The organism is Peptococcaceae bacterium (assembly GCA_024655825.1).
Lineage (GTDB): Bacteria > Bacillota > Peptococcia > DRI-13 > PHAD01 > JANLFJ01.
The window spans coordinates 38,958-54,842 of the sequence record JANLFJ010000008.1 but is presented as its reverse complement, the minus strand read 5'-3'; the positions used below and the strand labels follow the sequence as shown (position 1 = coordinate 54,842).

The window sequence follows — 15,885 nt, the reverse complement described above, 5'->3', positions numbered from 1 at the left end:
TACAGCGGCGTGCCACGTCACCGCCGTATTTTTTTTGCTCATGTCTTGATAATTTTAGCAATACTTGCATATAATAGATAATGCAAATGATAATCCTTTGCATTTAAAGAGGTGCCCGGCCGATGAAAAGAGCCCGCGTTTTTTACTTATGCCTTACCCTGGCTGTTGTCCTGGCCGCAGGCTGCAGACAGGATCTAGTCCCCGGCGAAGCCCAGCCAGCCGGGCAGCAGTTGAAAGTTTACACGAGCATTTACCCGCTTTATGATTTTACCAAAAGGATTGGCGGGCCGGGAATAAACGTAATAAACATAACCCCTCCCGGCGCGGAGCCCCATTCGTTTCAGCCATCCGCCAGGCTCGTGGCGGAGCTTGCCCGTTCCAGGATTTTCATATACAACGGGGCCGGCATGGAACCTTACCTGGAGAAGCTGAAACAGGCCGTACAGGGAAACGCCCCTTTAATGGTCAACGCCAGCCAAGGCCTTGATTTACTAGAAAACGACCCCCATACCTGGCTTTCACCCATCAACGCTGAGAACCAAGGAAAAACGATCCTTGAAGCACTTATCCTGGTTGACCCCGCTAACAAAAAGGCGTATGAAGCAAATTACGAGGTTTTCAGAAAGGAACTGCAAACACTGGAGCAGGAATACCGGGAAGCCCTGTCAAAATGCAAAAAAAACCAAATCATAGTCTCTCATGCCGCCTTCGCCTACCTGGCCAGGGACTTCGGTCTGGTCCAAATACCGGTTATGGGCCTGAGCGCCGAGGCGGAGCCCACTCCCGGCAAGCTCCGCGAGCTTATCGAACTGGCTAAAACAAACGGCATATCCTGCATTTTTTTTGAATCTCTCGCCAGCCCTAAAGTCTCCGAAACAATTGCCCGGGAAATAAACGCGCGCACCCTTGTCCTCCACCCCCTGGGGAGTTTAACGGAAAAAGAGATCCGGTCAGGGGAAGACTATTTCAGCATAATGAGAAAAAATTTGGAAAACCTAAAAACAGCCCTGGAGTACGCGCCATGAATGAAGATGCCGTTTTGATCAGGGACATTACTTTTTCATACCCGAAAGGAGCGCCGGTCCTGGCAAACCTGAGCCTGACCGTCCGCCGCGGCGAATTCCTTGTCTTGACGGGGCCAAACGGTTCGGGCAAAACCACCCTCCTCAAAATTATGCTGGGTTTGCTGAATCCCCAGGCCGGACTTGTCCGGGTAAACACGCCGCCCGGGCGGGGAAAAAATAGAATTGGTTATGTCCCGCAAATCTCTTCTACATATAACCAGGGTTTCCCGGCTACCGTAGAAGAGGTTATCGCCGCGCATCTTCCTTTTGTTTTTCCGGGGCGCAGGGAGGCAATCAATAAAGTCCTGGAAAAAGTCGGCCTGCGGGAAAAAAGAAAGTGCCTCCTCGGCTCCCTGTCCGGGGGACAGCTGCAGCGGGTCAACATTGCGCGCGCCCTGGTCGTAGGCCCTGATATGCTTTTACTCGACGAACCGTATACAGGTCTTGATGCCCAGGCACAGGCGGATTTCACCAGCCTGCTGTTCGCTTTGCACGAAGAAAGCCTGACCGTGGTCATGGTCACCCACGACCCGGCCCCTTTTTTAGGGCGTGCCTCGCGCGTCATCCGCATAGAAAAAGGCCGGGCGATCGAAACGGCAGTAAAACCCGAAAGCGGTGGTATACTTGGAAATTTTGCATTATGAGTTTATGCGCAGAGCCGTCCTGGCGGGTTTGATGGTCGGCGCCCTTTGCCCCACTATCGGGCTTTTCCTTGTCCTGCGCCGCCTTTCCCTGGTTGGAGATACGCTGGCCCATGTTTCCCTGGCCGGTGTACTCCTGGGAATCCTCTGGGGGATAAGCCCCCTGCCCACTGCTCTTCTCCTTTCCGTTCTCCTTTCCCTTTTCCTGGAGAAATTGCGCGGCTTTTTCCACTATTACGGCGAACTGTCCCTGGCAGTCATCATGGCCGCCGGCCTGGGCGCTTCCGCAATCTTGCTGGGGATCACCAGGGCTTCCGACGCCGGTATTACCAGCCTCCTCTTTGGCAGCATCATCACCCTGACCCGGCAGGACCTGTTTCTGATCATGTCCCTGGCCGCATTATCCTGCGGTGTGGTTGCCTATTATTACCGCGAGCTGTTTTTTGTCACCTTCGATGAAGAAGGGGCCGGCCTGGCAGGAATCAACACCCGCTTTTTCAATCACCTGCTCGTTGTCCTGGCCGCCGTTATAGTCGCCCTTGGCCTGCGGCTCGTCGGCGCCCTTCTCGTCGCCTCCCTTATGGTTATTCCCGCGGCGACCAGCCTGCTGCTGCACAAAGGTTTTTTGGCCACGCTCCTTTGGGCTGTCTTTTTTGGAATCCTGGCCGTCGCCGCAGGCCTTGTCGCTTCCTATTACCTCGACCTGGCTCCCGGCGGGACAATAGTAATGTCATCAGTTTTGAATTTTCTCATCCTCCTTTTGTTTTCCAAAGTTTGAGCTTTCAACCGTCTATCTTTTTTTGTTAAAATTATATATGATTTTGAATTGATGGTGGTTATGATGAAAACAAAACAGGCCGATCCCGGGAATACCCTAAAAATGAAAGGTTTAAAAAGCACTCCCGCCCGCAGGTTGATGCTGACAGTCTTTTTAAAAGAAAAAAACAGACTCTACAAGCCTCTGGAAATTTTTGACCAGATCAGAAAAACTGAACCGGGCGTAAGTTTTTCTACCGTTTACCGGAACCTGGAATCCCTGGTTTCACACGGGATAATCGAAAAAATCACCCTGGAAGGGGCCGCCCGCTACAAACTGCTTGCCGAAAACACCCACCGCCACCACATGATCTGCCTCCTCTGCCATAAAACCGAACCCCTTCCTTACTGCCCGGTCAAGCAAATGGAAGAGATGTTGAAAAACAGCCAGTGCGGCTTTTGGCCGGTAGAACACCGGGTCGAGGTATACGGCTACTGCAAAGAATGCCGCAAATTTAAGGCGCTTGAAAACCCCGGCTAAGAGCAACCCGTTTTTATCCGGCCGCCTTCTTTCAACTTTTTATGCTGTTGGATAAACATAAACGCCAGTTGCTGGAAAGGGAGCCAGTACCCTCCTATGTAATTGCAATGAAAGCGCTGTTATAATTGTAAAGTGACATTAGCAGCTCATTTTTCAAAGGAGTTGATTCTGCGTGACCCTAAAAGGCAACTGCCTGATAGCCCAGTCCGGCGGGCCGACTGCAGTCATCAACAACAGCATCAGCGGTCTGATCAAAGAAGCAATGCGCTATTCGCAGATCAAAACAATTTACGGCGCCCTGTTCGGCATAAAAGGCGTCCTGGACGAGCAGCTGATTGACCTCGGCCTGGAAAGCCGCCAGACGATAGAAGGCCTGCGTTACACTCCCGGCGCCGCTCTCGGCTCCTGCCGCTATAAAATAAAAGAAGAGGATTACGATACCCTGCTCAACATTTTTAAAAAACATAATATTCGTTATTTTTTCTATGTCGGCGGCAATGACTCCATGGACACCGCCAGCAAGATAAACAGGCTTGCCCTGGAAACGGGCTATGAAATGAGGGTGATCGGTGTCCCCAAAACAGTGGACAACGATCTTCCCCATACCGACCACAGCCCCGGGTACGGGAGCGCCGCAAAATACATCGCCACGGTCGTAAAGGAGACAGGCCTTGACCTCCAGGGTATAATCGCCTCAAGCGACATCGCCATACTCGAGGTCATGGGAAGAAACGCCGGCTGGCTCACGGCGGCAGCCGCTCTGGCCAAACACCACGATGAGGACGCCCCGCACCTGATTTATCTTCCCGAAGTGGCTTTTAATAAGGAAAGGTTCATTTCCGACGTGATCAAGGTCTACAACAAATTGGGCTACTGCTACGTTGTCGCCTCCGAAGGACTCAAGACCGAGGACGGCAGCTACCTCGCGGCGGAAAAAACAACCGACGCCTTTGGTCATGTCAAGCTCGGCAACGGCCTGGCCAACACCCTGAAGGACATGATTACCAGCGAAATCAAGGTGAAGGTAAGGTGCAACATCCTGGGTTCCTCACAGCGCAGCGCCATGCACCATGCGGCCAGGGTCGACGCTTCCGAAGCATACATGGTCGGGCGGGAGGCGGTCAAGCTGGCTGTGCGTGGGCTGTCAGGCGTTATGGTTACCCTGGAAAGAAACGATTACCCCCAGTATATCAGCAAAACCGGCTTCGTTGATCTGGACCTGGTGGCCAACGTCGAAAAGACGATGCCGCTAAGCATGATTAACGAAGACCGGAATTACGTGACTTACGAATTCATCCGCTATGCCCAGCCCTTGATCGAAGGCGAGGTTTCCGTGCCGATGAAGAAAGGCGTGCCCGACTACGTCAAGCTGGAAGGCTACAAAAAGCTTCATGCTCTCTCGCGTAAAAAACACGTGAGCTGAAAGCAAGAAAAGATTAGCAAGAGGGGACGGTGCTGGCTTGCCCTTTAAAGACGAGCAAGGACCGTCCCCTCTTTTGCTGTCAGGAAAAAAAGAAGGAAAACGGGAGATAATAAAACCTATACCGCCATATTTCTTGAAAACGACAAACCGGAAGCTAATTTAACCTTTCCTGACTATTGCTTAAACAGCAGTGCTCCGGGTTATAATTAAACTAAGGTCAAATTTGGTCAATGACCACATTTTTACAGTACTAACCCACCCATTGCTCAAAGGAGGTATGAAATAATGGGAAAAACTGTAGGAATAGACCTGGGCACCACGAACTCCGTGGTGGCCGTCTTGGAAGGCGGCAAACCAACCGTGATCATCAACGCGGAAGGTTCGAGAATCACTCCTTCCGTGGTGGCTTTCCGCGACAACGGTGAACGTTTGGTGGGCCAGGTGGCCAAGCGCCAGGCCGCCCTCAACCCTGAGAAAACGCTTTATTCGGTCAAGCGGTTTATCGGCCGCCGTTATCCTGAAGTCTCCAGCGAAAAAGAACTGGTCCCGTACAAAGTGGTTCAAGGTCCCAACAACACGGTACGCTTCGACATCGGAGGCAAGCTCTATGCGCCGGAAGAGATTTCCGCGATGGTGTTAAAAAAGCTGGTTGACGACGCCTCTAGGTACCTGGGAGAAAAAATCACCGATGCGGTGATCACGGTCCCGGCCTACTTCAATGATTCACAGCGCCAGGCGACCAAGGATGCCGGCAAAATAGCCGGGTTGAACGTCCTGCGGATAATCAACGAACCCACGGCGGCCTCCCTGGCTTACGGCCTGGAAAAGAAAAAGAACGAAACCATCCTCGTCTTCGACCTGGGAGGCGGCACCTTTGACGTTTCCATCCTGGAAGTCGGCGACGGCGTGTTTGAAGTTAAAGCCACCAACGGCGACACGCACCTGGGCGGCGATAACTTCGACAAGGTCATCGTCGACTGGCTGGCCGAAGAATTCAAAAAGGATTACGGCATCGACCTGCGCAAGGATAAGCAGGCCCTGCAGCGCCTTACGGAAGCTGCAGAGAAAGCGAAGGTCGAACTCTCCAGCGTCACGGAGACCCAAATAAGCCTGCCGTTCATCACGGCCGATGCCACCGGCCCCAAGCACCTGGACATGAAACTGACCAGGGCCAAGTTTGACGACCTGACCAGCCACCTGGTGGAGCGCTGCCGCGGGCCTGTGCTGGCCGCGCTCTCCGACGCCAAGCTGACCGAAAAGGACATCGACGAGGTCATCCTGGTCGGCGGGGCTACCAGAATACCGGCCGTACAGCGGCTGGTGCGGGAACTTACCGGCGGCCGCAACCCCAACCAGAGCGTCAACCCGGATGAAGTGGTGGCCGTAGGAGCTGCCATCCAGGCCGGCGTGCTGGCCGGAGAAGTCAAAGATGTCGTGCTGCTCGACGTCACCCCTCTTTCCCTGGGAGTTGAAACCTTGGGCGGCGTAATGACCAGGATCATCGAACGCAACACCACCATCCCCGTGCGCCGTTCCGAGATATTCAGCACCGCCGAAGACAACCAGCCGGCTGTCGATATTCACGTGCTGCAGGGAGAACGTGAGATGGCCAAAGACAACAGGACTCTCGGCCAGTTCAAGCTCGACGGGATAACGCCTGCTCCCCGGGGTGTGCCGCAGATCGAAGTCACTTTTGACATTGACGCCAACGGCATACTCAAAGTAAGCGCCAGGGACAAGACCACCGGCAAAGAACAATCCGTCACGATAACCGGGTCCTCCACACTCAGCAAATCGGAAATCGACCGCATGATCAAGGAAGCCGAGGCCAATGCCGCTGAAGACAAAAGACGCCGGCAGGAAATCGAGGTGCGCAACGAGGCCGATTCTCTGGTCTACCAGGTGGAAAGGAGCCTCAAAGAAATGGGCGACAGGCTGGCCGTGCATGAGAAAGGGCGCATCGAACAGCTCGTCGGCGAACTGAAAACCGCGCTCAAAGAAAACGCCGGGATCGACAAGCTCCGCTCGCTGATGAGCGATTTGACGCAGGCGGCCGCAGCTTTCCACACTGCAAGACAGCAGGACCACGCTTACCAGGGACCCGGCCGGAATGACACCGCCGGAAAACACGGCGCCTCCGATGACGTGATCGATGCCGAATACACCGAAAAATAGCGGGAGACATAAGATGCCGGCAATGAGGCCGCAGCCCTTTCCGGCATCTTATGGTCCTGTGGGGTGATTTGTATGGTCGCGACATATAAAGACTACTACAAAATACTGGGCGTTGAACGCGGCGCCACCGACAAGGAAATAAAGGCCGCCTACCGCAGGCTGGCCCGCCAATACCACCCCGACCTGCATTCCGGTAGCGACAAAAAAGACGCTGAGAACAAGTTTAAAGAAATCAACGAGGCCTATGAAGTGTTAAGCGACCCGGACAAGAGGGCCAGGTACGACAGCCTGGGAACTGGCTGGCAGCACGGCCAGGCATGGCAGCCGCCGCCCGGCATGGACGGCTTCCAGTACTACACCTGGACATCCGCAGGGGAAAAAGACTTCGATTTCGGAGGCTTCAGCGAGTTTTTCGAAGCCCTGTTCGGCCATGACATCTCCGGCTTCACAGGTGCAAATTTCCGGCAGCCGGAAAAACTGCGCGGCCAGGACATTGAAAGCGAGCTGGAACTTGCCCTGGAAGAAGCCTACCGGGGCGGGGAAAAGGCCATCCAGCTCACCTCGCGCGACGTCTGCCCTTCCTGCCGCGGCACGGGCCGCACCAGCGCCGGGGTCTGTGCTTCCTGCGCCGGCCTGGGAAGCAGGAACACCGTTAAAACCCTGGAAGTGAAAATACCGCCGGGCATCCAGCCAGGCAGCAGGATCCGCCTGAAAGGGCAGGGCGGAGAAGGGCTGGGCGGGGGACATCGCGGCGACCTTTATCTCAATGTAAGAATAAGGCCGCACCCTGTCTTCACCTTGAACGGCAGCGACCTGGAAGTGCAGCTGGTTCTGACTCCCGAACAGGCGGTCAACGGTGACCGTGTTCCCGTGCCCACCCTTGACGGCGAAGTCCTGCTGACCGTGCCCCCAATGACCCGCAGCGGCCAGAAGCTCCGCCTGCGCGGGAAGGGCTGGCCCAAAAAAGGCGGGGGCCGGGGGGACGAGTATGTGAGAATCCAGATTGACATCCCGTACAGCATGAGCCAGCAGGAAAAAGACCTTTATCGCCAGCTGGCCAGTTTGAGAAGAGGAGGGAATTCCCGTGGATATTAACCACTACACGCAAAAGTCCAGGGAAGCCGTCAGCGCCGCCCAGAACCTGGCGGCAGAACTGCACCACCAGGAGATAACCGGGAAGCACCTGCTGGCGGCCCTTCTGGAGCAGGAAGGCGGCATGGCTCCCCGCATCCTTGACCACGCCGGTGTCAGCAGCCATTCCCTGCGGGAAAAGGCGAGGGAACTTTTGAACAGGCTGCCGGCCGTGCACGGTTATGACGGCGCGCTGCGCCTCGGGAGCGGCCTGGCCAGGGTGCTGGCCCGCGCCGAAAAAGAGGCGCGCGACATGAAGGACAGCTACGTAAGCGTCGAACACCTATTGCTGGCCCTGCTGGAAGAGGGCGAAAGCGACCTGCGGGAACTCCTGCACAAGGCTGGCTTGCGAAGGGACTCCCTGCTCAACTCCCTCCGCGCGGTGAGGGGGAACCAGCAAGTAACCAGCGAAAACCCGGAAGAGACTTACGAAGCCCTGGAAAAATACGGCCGCGACCTTGCCCGACTGGCCCGGGAAGGAAAGCTCGACCCGGTGATCGGGCGGGATGACGAGATCCGCCGGGTCATTGAAATCCTTTCCCGCCGGACGAAGAACAACCCTGTGCTCATCGGGGAGCCCGGGGTGGGCAAAACGGCCATCGTGGAAGGGCTGGCCCGCCGCATCGTGGCCGGCGACGTCCCGGAGGGATTGAAAAACAAACGGGTGATCGCCCTGGACATGGGCGCTCTTATCGCCGGCGCCAAGTACCGGGGCGAGTTTGAGGAACGGCTGAAGGCGGTTCTCAAGGAAGTGCAACGCTCCGAGGGCGGCATCATCTTGTTCATCGACGAGCTCCATACAGTGGTCGGCGCAGGCGCAGCCGAAGGCGCGGTCGACGCCGGCAACCTGCTCAAGCCCATGCTGGCCCGCGGCGAGCTGCGCGCCATCGGGGCAACCACCCTGGACGAGTACCGCAAGCACGTGGAAAAGGACGCCGCCCTGGAACGCCGTTTCCAGCCGGTTATGGTTCACCAGCCTTCGGTGGAGGACACCGTCTCCATCCTGCGCGGGCTTAAAGAGCGCTACGAGATCCACCACGGCGTGCGCATCAAAGACAGCGCGCTGATTTCCGCCGCTGTGCTTTCGGACCGCTATATCAGCGACCGCTTCCTACCCGACAAGGCCATCGACCTGATGGACGAAGCTGCTGCCCGCCTGCGCACGGAAATTGACAGCCTGCCCACGGCTTTGGACGAAATCAACCGGCGGGTCATGCAACTGGAAATTGAGGAAGCGGCCCTGAAAAAAGAGGACGACCCCGCTGCCGGGCAGCGCCTGGAAAAACTGCAAAAGCAGCTGGCTGACTTAAAAAGCGAAGCGGATGCCCTGCGTGCCCAGTGGCAGGTTGAAAAACAGAGCATATCCAGGGTCCGCCAGCTGAAAAAGGAGATCGAAGAGACCAAACTGGAAATCGAAAAGGCCGAACGCGAATACGACCTGAACCGCATGGCCGAACTGAAATACGGCAAGCTGGCCGACCTGGAGCGCAAGCTCAAGGCCGAAGAGGAGCACCTGGCCGGCAAACAGAAGGGCAGCATGCTGCTCAAGGAAGAAGTGGACGAAGAGGACATCGCCCGGGTGGTCAGCCGCTGGACCGGCATACCCGTCAGCAGGCTGATGGAGGGCGAAAAAGAAAAACTGGCGCGTCTCGATCAACTGCTGCACCAGCGGGTGGTCGGCCAGGACCAGGCCGTCAGGGCCGTAGCCGATGCTGTCCTGCGGGCCCGGGCCGGGATCAAAGACCCCAACAGGCCAATCGGCAGTTTCATCTTCCTGGGTCCGACCGGGGTGGGCAAAACCGAGCTGGCCCGCGCGCTGGCCCAAGCCCTTTTCGACGACGAGCGCAACATGATCAGGATAGACATGTCCGAATACATGGAGAAACACTCCGTCGCCCGGTTGATCGGCGCCCCTCCCGGTTACGTGGGCTACGAGGAAGGCGGGCAGCTGACCGAAGCTGTGCGCCGGAAACCATATTCGGTAGTGCTGTTCGATGAAATCGAAAAGGCCCACCACGACGTATTCAACGTAATGCTGCAGATACTGGACGAGGGCCGGCTCACCGACGGCAAGGGCAGGACCGTTGATTTCAAGAACACCATCCTGATCATGACCTCTAACATTGGCAGCCAGGAAATCCTTGATTTCCAGCGCCGGGGAACCGGAAACTATGACCGGATAAAAGAGGTGGTAACCGACCTTATGCGCCGGCATTTCCGCCCCGAATTCCTGAACAGGATCGACGAGGTCGTCGTGTTCCACGCCCTGGAACGGGAGCAGATGCGCGAAATCGCCCGTCTAATGCTGGAGAGGCTGGCGCACAGGCTGGAGAACAATACCCAGCTGAAGCTTTCCTGGTCCGGCGCCGCCCTGGACTATCTGGCTCAAAAAGGGTACGACCCCAGCTTCGGCGCCAGGCCGCTCAAGCGCCTCATCCAGCAGGAAATCGAGACGCCCCTCAGCCGGATGATGGTGGCCGGCAAAATCGAACCCGGAGCAACTGTCACCCTGGACGAACAAGACGGGCAACTGGTCCTGCGATGACGAAGGGAGCGCCCCGGAAGCAGCACCGGCTTCCGGGGCGCTTTTTGTAATAATTCATTCCTGCTTGATTTGATAACATGCCTTACTGCTCATAAAGGCCCGGCCTGTCTTATTATACAGTATTATTATGTAATACATCGACAATTAATACAATTTAAAGTATTATTGATATATAGGGCCACCAAAGGAGGGTAGTGGTATCGCTATGAAAATATAAAAATACATTTATACTCATTCTTTTCTCAGTATTTCTTTTAACACCCTGCCTGCCGACAACGGCTGGAGAAAATGAAATGGATGCATTAAAACAATACGAGATATATGGAGAGCGCAATGTCGAACCGGACGCCAATGCTGAGGAAAACGCAAAGAGAACCATAGAGAAATTAAAGCTGCTAAAAAATTTCAATGAGGAGCGAAAGGCAAGAACAATACGAGGTACTACCATAAACATTGACACTATTTACTATTCAACAAATGTTCCCTATCGAAGTCAAGAAACAAGTTATTGGTGCGGGCCAGCCACCGGGCTGCAAACAATAGCAAATTGGGGGAGAGAATCGAAAGGATTCAATCATTATGTGTATATTTAAGAAAAAAGCTTTGATATTTGTACTGTCTATTCTTATGATGACTACTGTCTCTTGTTCAAACACATCAATCACTCCATTGCCAAATCATCCGCCAGCTATTGCCATTGACTTTTTCGAGACAAGTACAACACAATTTTTAACCTGGCCCGGCATATATAATAACAAAGTTGTTTACTCCACTTATGATATAACAAATACCGAAAGTCGAAATATTTTTTTATTGGACCTAACAAATAGAATTGAAAAAAAAATATATAGTGTTGGTGAAAACAAAAATATAGCAATTGAAGATCCAAAAATCGGGCCCTCAAGAGTATATTGGGTTGAAGGTATTCCTGAGACCTGGCAAATCAAATCGTACAACCTCTACGATGGAAATATCGAGGTTATTAGAAAATCCGGTATAAAAGAAGGAGCTACTCTTATCCCCAGGCTTTCAAACGAAGGCGATTTACTTGTATGGCTTGAAGGATATAAAGATAAAAACGGCTCAGTAAATCATCAAATATACCTATATAAGCCCGAAACAGGCATTGAAGAAATAACGGATGTCAACTATGTTGAAAACCCCTATGATATTATCAAAATTAAAAACAATTCGGTGGCCTGCGTAGAAAAATTGAACCAAAACTGGGCTGTCAGAATCATTGATGTGAATACCAAATACGAAAGGAAGGTTTATCTCGACAATAAACCGTCGCGGCCCGTATCAGACGGAAAAGTCTTGGCCTGGCAAGAAGGAGACATGAAAAAAAGCCTTTATTTTATTAAGGATATCGATATGCCTAACAAGAAGAAGCTTATCGCAGAAAAAATTTTTTTATTTGACATTTTTAATGGAGACATTATTTACTCCCAAAGCAAAGAAAAGCATCATCTTTATAAATACTACTCCACTATAGACGTAACAACTTGCTTAACTGAACAGGTTAACAATAACCGTATTTATTTTGAATTTGTCAGCGCGTATGGAGATACCATAGTCTGTGTCTATGACACCCTGCCAAAACCACAAACCCTGGCAATAATTAAGGAAATTTACTAATTATGGAGTTTTCGGGTTTTAAGCAATATATTCCTTCTATGAATTCCAGAGAAGCGGTAAATTTCTTATGATAATAATAATTGGTTGTTATATCTTTAGCAACTTTATTGAAAGGATTTCATCATATGCCTAAAAACAAGATTGTATTATTTGCGCTGACCCTTCTCATAATAATCAACAACGCCCGCGGGCCCGCGCCCTTGCCGGGCGTACCGCTAACAACAGGGGGCCGCTTCATAAATCAATTATGAGGCGACCCCTTCGTTTTATCCTTTTCGCGCCCGGCGTTCATGCCTTGCTACGCCTGTTTCATGATCCTGGAGGCGTTCTCCAGTTCCTCCTCGTAAGTGAGCACGCGCCGGGCCACTCCCGATTTCACCGCCGCTTCAGCCACGGCCGCGGCCACTCGCGGTCCCACCCGCAGGTCGAAGGCCCTGGGGATGACGTAATCCTCGTTGAGTTCCTCCAGCGTGATGATTTCAGCCAGGGCCCTGGCGGCCGCGATCTTCATCTCCTCGTTAATGTCTTTGGCCATCACGTCCAGGGCTCCGCGAAAGATACCGGGGAAAGCCAGGACATTGTTGACCTGGTTGGCGAAGTCGGACCGGCCGGTCCCCACAATGCGCGCGCCGCCAGCCTTGGCTTCGTCCGGGAAGATCTCCGGCACCGGGTTGGCCATGGCAAAAATGATGGCGTCCTTGTTCATGGATTGCACCATCTCTTTCGTGACCAGGCCAGCCTGCGATACGCCGATGAACACGTCCTTGCCCCGGATAATGTCTTTCAGGTCTCCCTTTTCCCTGTTCCTGTTGGTCTCTTTGGCCAGCAGCGCCTTTTCGCTGTTCATCCCCTCAGGTCGCCCCTCATAAATGGCGCCTTTGGTATCGCAAAGCACCACGTTCTTGGCCCCGAACGTGTTCAGCAGCCTGGCCGTGCTGATCCCGGCCGCTCCTGCACCGCTGATCACTATTTCCACCTCGGAGATGTCTTTATTAACAATTTTCAGGGCGTTGATCAGGCCGCCCAGCACCACCACCGCCGTGCCGTGCTGGTCATCGTGGAATACGGGGATGTCCAGGGCCGCCTTGAGGCGCCGCTCGATCTCGAAACAGCGCGGCCCGCTGATGTCTTCCAGGTTGAACCCGCCGAAGGAGGGAGCCAGCCTGATCACCGTCTCCACGATCTCGTCCACGTCTTTGGTATCCAGGCAAAGAGGAACAGCGTCTACGCCGCCGAATTCCTTGAACAGCACGCATTTCCCTTCCATCACGGGCATGGCCGCTTCCGGGCCGATGTCTCCCAGCCCCAGCACGGCGGTGCCGTCGGATACCACGGCGATGTAATTGGACTTGATGGTGTAATCGTACACCGCGGCCCTGTCCCTGGCGATGACCTTGCAGGGCTCGGCCACTCCCGGCGTATAAGCGATGGAGAGATCATCCTTGTTGGACACCGGCACCTTGCTGATCACTTCCAGTTTTCCTTTCAATTCCTTGTGCAGTCTCAAGGCTTCCTTGCTGTAATCCATTTTTTGCAACCCCCTCAATTCTGTCTGTATTTTTCCGGACCGGTCAGGTACAGGTTGTTGCCCTCGCTGTCGATCACCACGATGGCCGGGAAATCTTCCACCACCATCTTCTGTACGGCTTCGGCGCCCAGGTCTTCATAGGCGACCATTTCCACCTGTTTGATGCTCCTGGCAATCAAGGCGGCCGCCCCGCCGGTGGCCGCAAAATACACGGCCTTGTTCTTTTTCATGGAATCTATGACCGCCTGGGAACGGAGCCCCTTGCCGATCATCCCTTTCAATCCCCTGTCCAGCAGGGGCGGGGTCAGGCTGTCCATGCGCGAACTGGTAGTCGGGCCGGCTGCGCCGCTGGCCTGACCAGGTTTGGCCGGTGCCGGGCCCACGTAATATATGATCTGCCCCTTCAGGTCGACCGGCAGTTCCCGGCCCTCGTTGATCAGGGCGATGAACCTTTTATGAGCCGCATCCCTGGCCGCATACACCGCCCCACTGATCAGGACGTTGTCTCCTGCCTTGAGGCCGGCTACCGTCTCGTCGGTTAACGGGGTGGTGATTCTTTTGACATTGTCGCTCATTTTCTTACCCTCCTCCCTCATATTTCCGCTTCGGCGTGCCTGGCCGCGTGGCAGCAGACGTTCACCACGACCGGCAGGCCGGCGATGTGGGTCGGGAAGCAATCAATGTTCACCGCCAGGGCCGTAACCCTGCCCCCCAGGCCGGCCGGGCCTATTCCCAGTTTGTTGATCTCTTCCAGCGCTTCTTCTTCCATTTTCGCGTAGCGGGGGTCGGCGTTGCGCTCGCCGATCTTGCGCAGGGTGGCCTTCTTGGCCAGGAGCGCCGCTTTTTCAATTGTTCCGCCCACGCCGACGCCCACGATCACGGGCGGGCATGGATTTGGCCCCGCTATCCTGACCGTTTCCACGATGAAATCCTTGACACCTTTTTCCCCTTCCGCCGGGGTCAGCATCTTCATCCGGCTCATGTTTTCGCTGCCGAAACCCTTGGCAGTCACATGAAAATGGATTCTATCGCCGGGAATCAGTTCCAGATGGACGATGGCCGGCGTGTTGTCTTTGGTGTTTTTGCGGTCGATGACGGGATCGTCGACGGCCGACTTCCGGAGATACCCTTCGATATAGGCCTCTCTTACCCCCTGGTTGACGGCATCGTTGAAGTCCCCGCCGACAATCCTCACCTCCTGCCCGATTTTGACGAAGAGCACGGCCAGCCCCGTGTCCTGGCAGATGGCAATCCTTTCGCCGCTGGCGATCTCGTGGTTTTTGAGGATTTGCTCCAGCACTGCTTTCCCTGTTTCCGATTCCTCTTTCTCCAGTCCCTCCCTCAGGGCGGCCAGGATGTCCTGGCCAATGTAATAGTTGGTCCGGAGATAAAGCTCTTTGACGGTTTCTTTGATTTTTTCACAGCTGACTTCCCTCAAATTCTTACCCTCCAATCATAATAGCTCATGTTTTCCACCGTTTAAATAACACTCATCCTTAATCCGTGACCCAACCTCCTTTCTTCATTTAAACCTGCAGCACCCATGTCCCGGTATACATAGACAAAATCCCTTTCCGCAAAAAGATATGCTTGGGAACTCATACGGAAAACTGTGTGCCGCCAGCCTTTATTATAACACGATTCATTCGCTGTGCAGGATAGGCTTTATTATTTTCTCTTGAACATTAATTTCTGTTATTTTTTATGATAATATCTATTTATAACAATTTATTTTTATTTAAATTTAAACAAAAAGGAGAAGACAACCCATGTTTACATGCGCCGAATGCCAGGTATTGGCCTGCAGCGGCCCGGGCAAGGACAACCTGCCCAAAAACTGTCCAATGAATCATCCCCGGATCATAGAGACAAGCCTTTGTGAATACAAAGGCGAAATCTTGAGATTCGCGCGCCAGTCTGCAATTACCGAAGGCCGCGGGTATGCCAAGTGGACCCGCGTTGAAGAAACAATCCATTTCTGTAAAGAACTGTCTTACCAAAAAATCGGCATCGCTTTTTGCCGGGGAATGAAAAACGAAGCGGGACTGCTTTCAAAAATCTTGCGCGCCCACGGGTTTTCCGTTTCCTCCGTCCTGTGCAAGTGCGGCGGCATCGCCAAAGAAGACGTCCTGGACCTGAAAGAAGAAGAAAAAGTTTATCCAGGGCAGTATGAAAGCATGTGCAATCCGATTGCGCAGGCAATGCTCCTCAACGAGGCAAAAACCGAATTCAACATAGCGGTTGGGCTGTGCGTCGGCCATGACAGCCTCTTTTTCCGGTACTCCCACGCGCCCGTGACCGTGCTGGTGGCCAAAGACCGCGTGCTGGCCCACAACCCCGCCGGTGCGCTTTACTGCTCCGAAAGCTATTATAAAAAAAAGGTGTACCCGTAAAATGTCATTTATATCCCTACGCTTGCCCTTCCTGACAGCTCAACAGCTTT

The 15,885-nt window shown here is 53.9% G+C and carries 14 protein-coding genes; 11 read left to right on the top strand and 3 right to left on the bottom strand.

Translation table 11 applies throughout. From position 1 onward, the window contains the following. The first annotated feature begins 122 nt into the window (after window positions 1–122). The 10 genes from NUV48_04775 (at window position 123) to NUV48_04730 (ending at window position 11,914) form a co-directional block, all read left to right on the top strand. Window positions 123–1,025, top strand: a complete 903-nt coding sequence (locus NUV48_04775) for a zinc ABC transporter substrate-binding protein (protein ID MCR4441454.1) — start codon at window positions 123–125, stop codon at window positions 1,023–1,025. Beyond that, entirely contained in the window at window positions 1,022–1,708 is a 687-nt protein-coding gene (locus tag NUV48_04770; protein MCR4441453.1) for a metal ABC transporter ATP-binding protein, read from the top strand. The genes NUV48_04775 and NUV48_04770 overlap by 4 nt, the downstream gene beginning before the upstream one ends. Continuing rightward, on the top strand, window positions 1,689–2,483 hold the full coding sequence (locus NUV48_04765) for a metal ABC transporter permease (GenBank protein MCR4441452.1): 795 nt from the start codon (window positions 1,689–1,691) through the stop codon (window positions 2,481–2,483). The genes NUV48_04770 and NUV48_04765 overlap by 20 nt, the downstream gene beginning before the upstream one ends. A gap of 60 nt (window positions 2,484–2,543) precedes the next feature. Continuing rightward, complete coding sequence (locus NUV48_04760) at window positions 2,544–3,002, top strand: transcriptional repressor (GenBank protein MCR4441451.1); 459 nt, start codon at window positions 2,544–2,546, stop codon at window positions 3,000–3,002. 172 nt (window positions 3,003–3,174) lie between these two features. Continuing rightward, the gene (locus tag NUV48_04755; protein ID MCR4441450.1) at window positions 3,175–4,425 is read left to right on the top strand and encodes a 6-phosphofructokinase; all 1,251 of its coding nucleotides are present in this window, start codon (window positions 3,175–3,177) and stop codon (window positions 4,423–4,425) included. A gap of 285 nt (window positions 4,426–4,710) precedes the next feature. After that, window positions 4,711–6,600, top strand: coding sequence for a molecular chaperone DnaK (gene dnaK, locus NUV48_04750; protein ID MCR4441449.1), 1,890 nt, complete (start codon window positions 4,711–4,713; stop codon window positions 6,598–6,600). Between the two features lie 72 nt (window positions 6,601–6,672). Further along, window positions 6,673–7,695: a J domain-containing protein gene (locus tag NUV48_04745; GenBank protein ID MCR4441448.1), complete on the top strand. Its 1,023-nt coding sequence runs from the start codon at window positions 6,673–6,675 to the stop codon at window positions 7,693–7,695. Beyond that, complete coding sequence (gene clpB / locus NUV48_04740) at window positions 7,685–10,276, top strand: ATP-dependent chaperone ClpB (GenBank protein ID MCR4441447.1); 2,592 nt, start codon at window positions 7,685–7,687, stop codon at window positions 10,274–10,276. The genes NUV48_04745 and clpB overlap by 11 nt, the downstream gene beginning before the upstream one ends. A gap of 293 nt (window positions 10,277–10,569) precedes the next feature. Beyond that, window positions 10,570–10,869 (top strand): hypothetical protein, encoded by a 300-nt coding sequence (locus NUV48_04735; GenBank protein ID MCR4441446.1) that lies wholly within the window; start codon window positions 10,570–10,572, stop codon window positions 10,867–10,869. After that, the gene (locus NUV48_04730; protein ID MCR4441445.1) at window positions 10,856–11,914 is read left to right on the top strand and encodes a hypothetical protein; all 1,059 of its coding nucleotides are present in this window, start codon (window positions 10,856–10,858) and stop codon (window positions 11,912–11,914) included. The genes NUV48_04735 and NUV48_04730 overlap by 14 nt, the downstream gene beginning before the upstream one ends. A gap of 298 nt (window positions 11,915–12,212) precedes the next feature. On the opposite strand, the gene NUV48_04725 is transcribed toward NUV48_04730, so the two are convergent. The 3 genes from NUV48_04725 to NUV48_04715 are packed head-to-tail and all read right to left on the bottom strand — an operon-like array spanning window position 12,213 to window position 14,880. Next, a complete protein-coding gene (locus NUV48_04725) occupies window positions 12,213–13,442 on the bottom strand; it encodes an NAD-dependent malic enzyme (protein MCR4441444.1) in 1,230 nt (409 codons plus the stop codon). A 14-nt stretch (window positions 13,443–13,456) separates the two neighbouring features. Next, complete coding sequence (locus NUV48_04720; GenBank protein MCR4441443.1) at window positions 13,457–14,017, bottom strand: Fe-S-containing hydro-lyase; 561 nt, start codon at window positions 14,015–14,017, stop codon at window positions 13,457–13,459. A 17-nt stretch (window positions 14,018–14,034) separates the two neighbouring features. Next, on the bottom strand, window positions 14,035–14,880 hold the full coding sequence (locus tag NUV48_04715) for a fumarate hydratase (protein ID MCR4441442.1): 846 nt from the start codon (window positions 14,878–14,880) through the stop codon (window positions 14,035–14,037). Window positions 14,881–15,211: 331 nt separating this feature from the next. On the opposite strand from NUV48_04715, the gene NUV48_04710 reads away from it, so the two are divergent. Then, the gene (locus tag NUV48_04710; GenBank protein ID MCR4441441.1) at window positions 15,212–15,835 is read left to right on the top strand and encodes a DUF1847 domain-containing protein; all 624 of its coding nucleotides are present in this window, start codon (window positions 15,212–15,214) and stop codon (window positions 15,833–15,835) included. Window positions 15,836–15,885 lie beyond the last annotated feature (50 nt).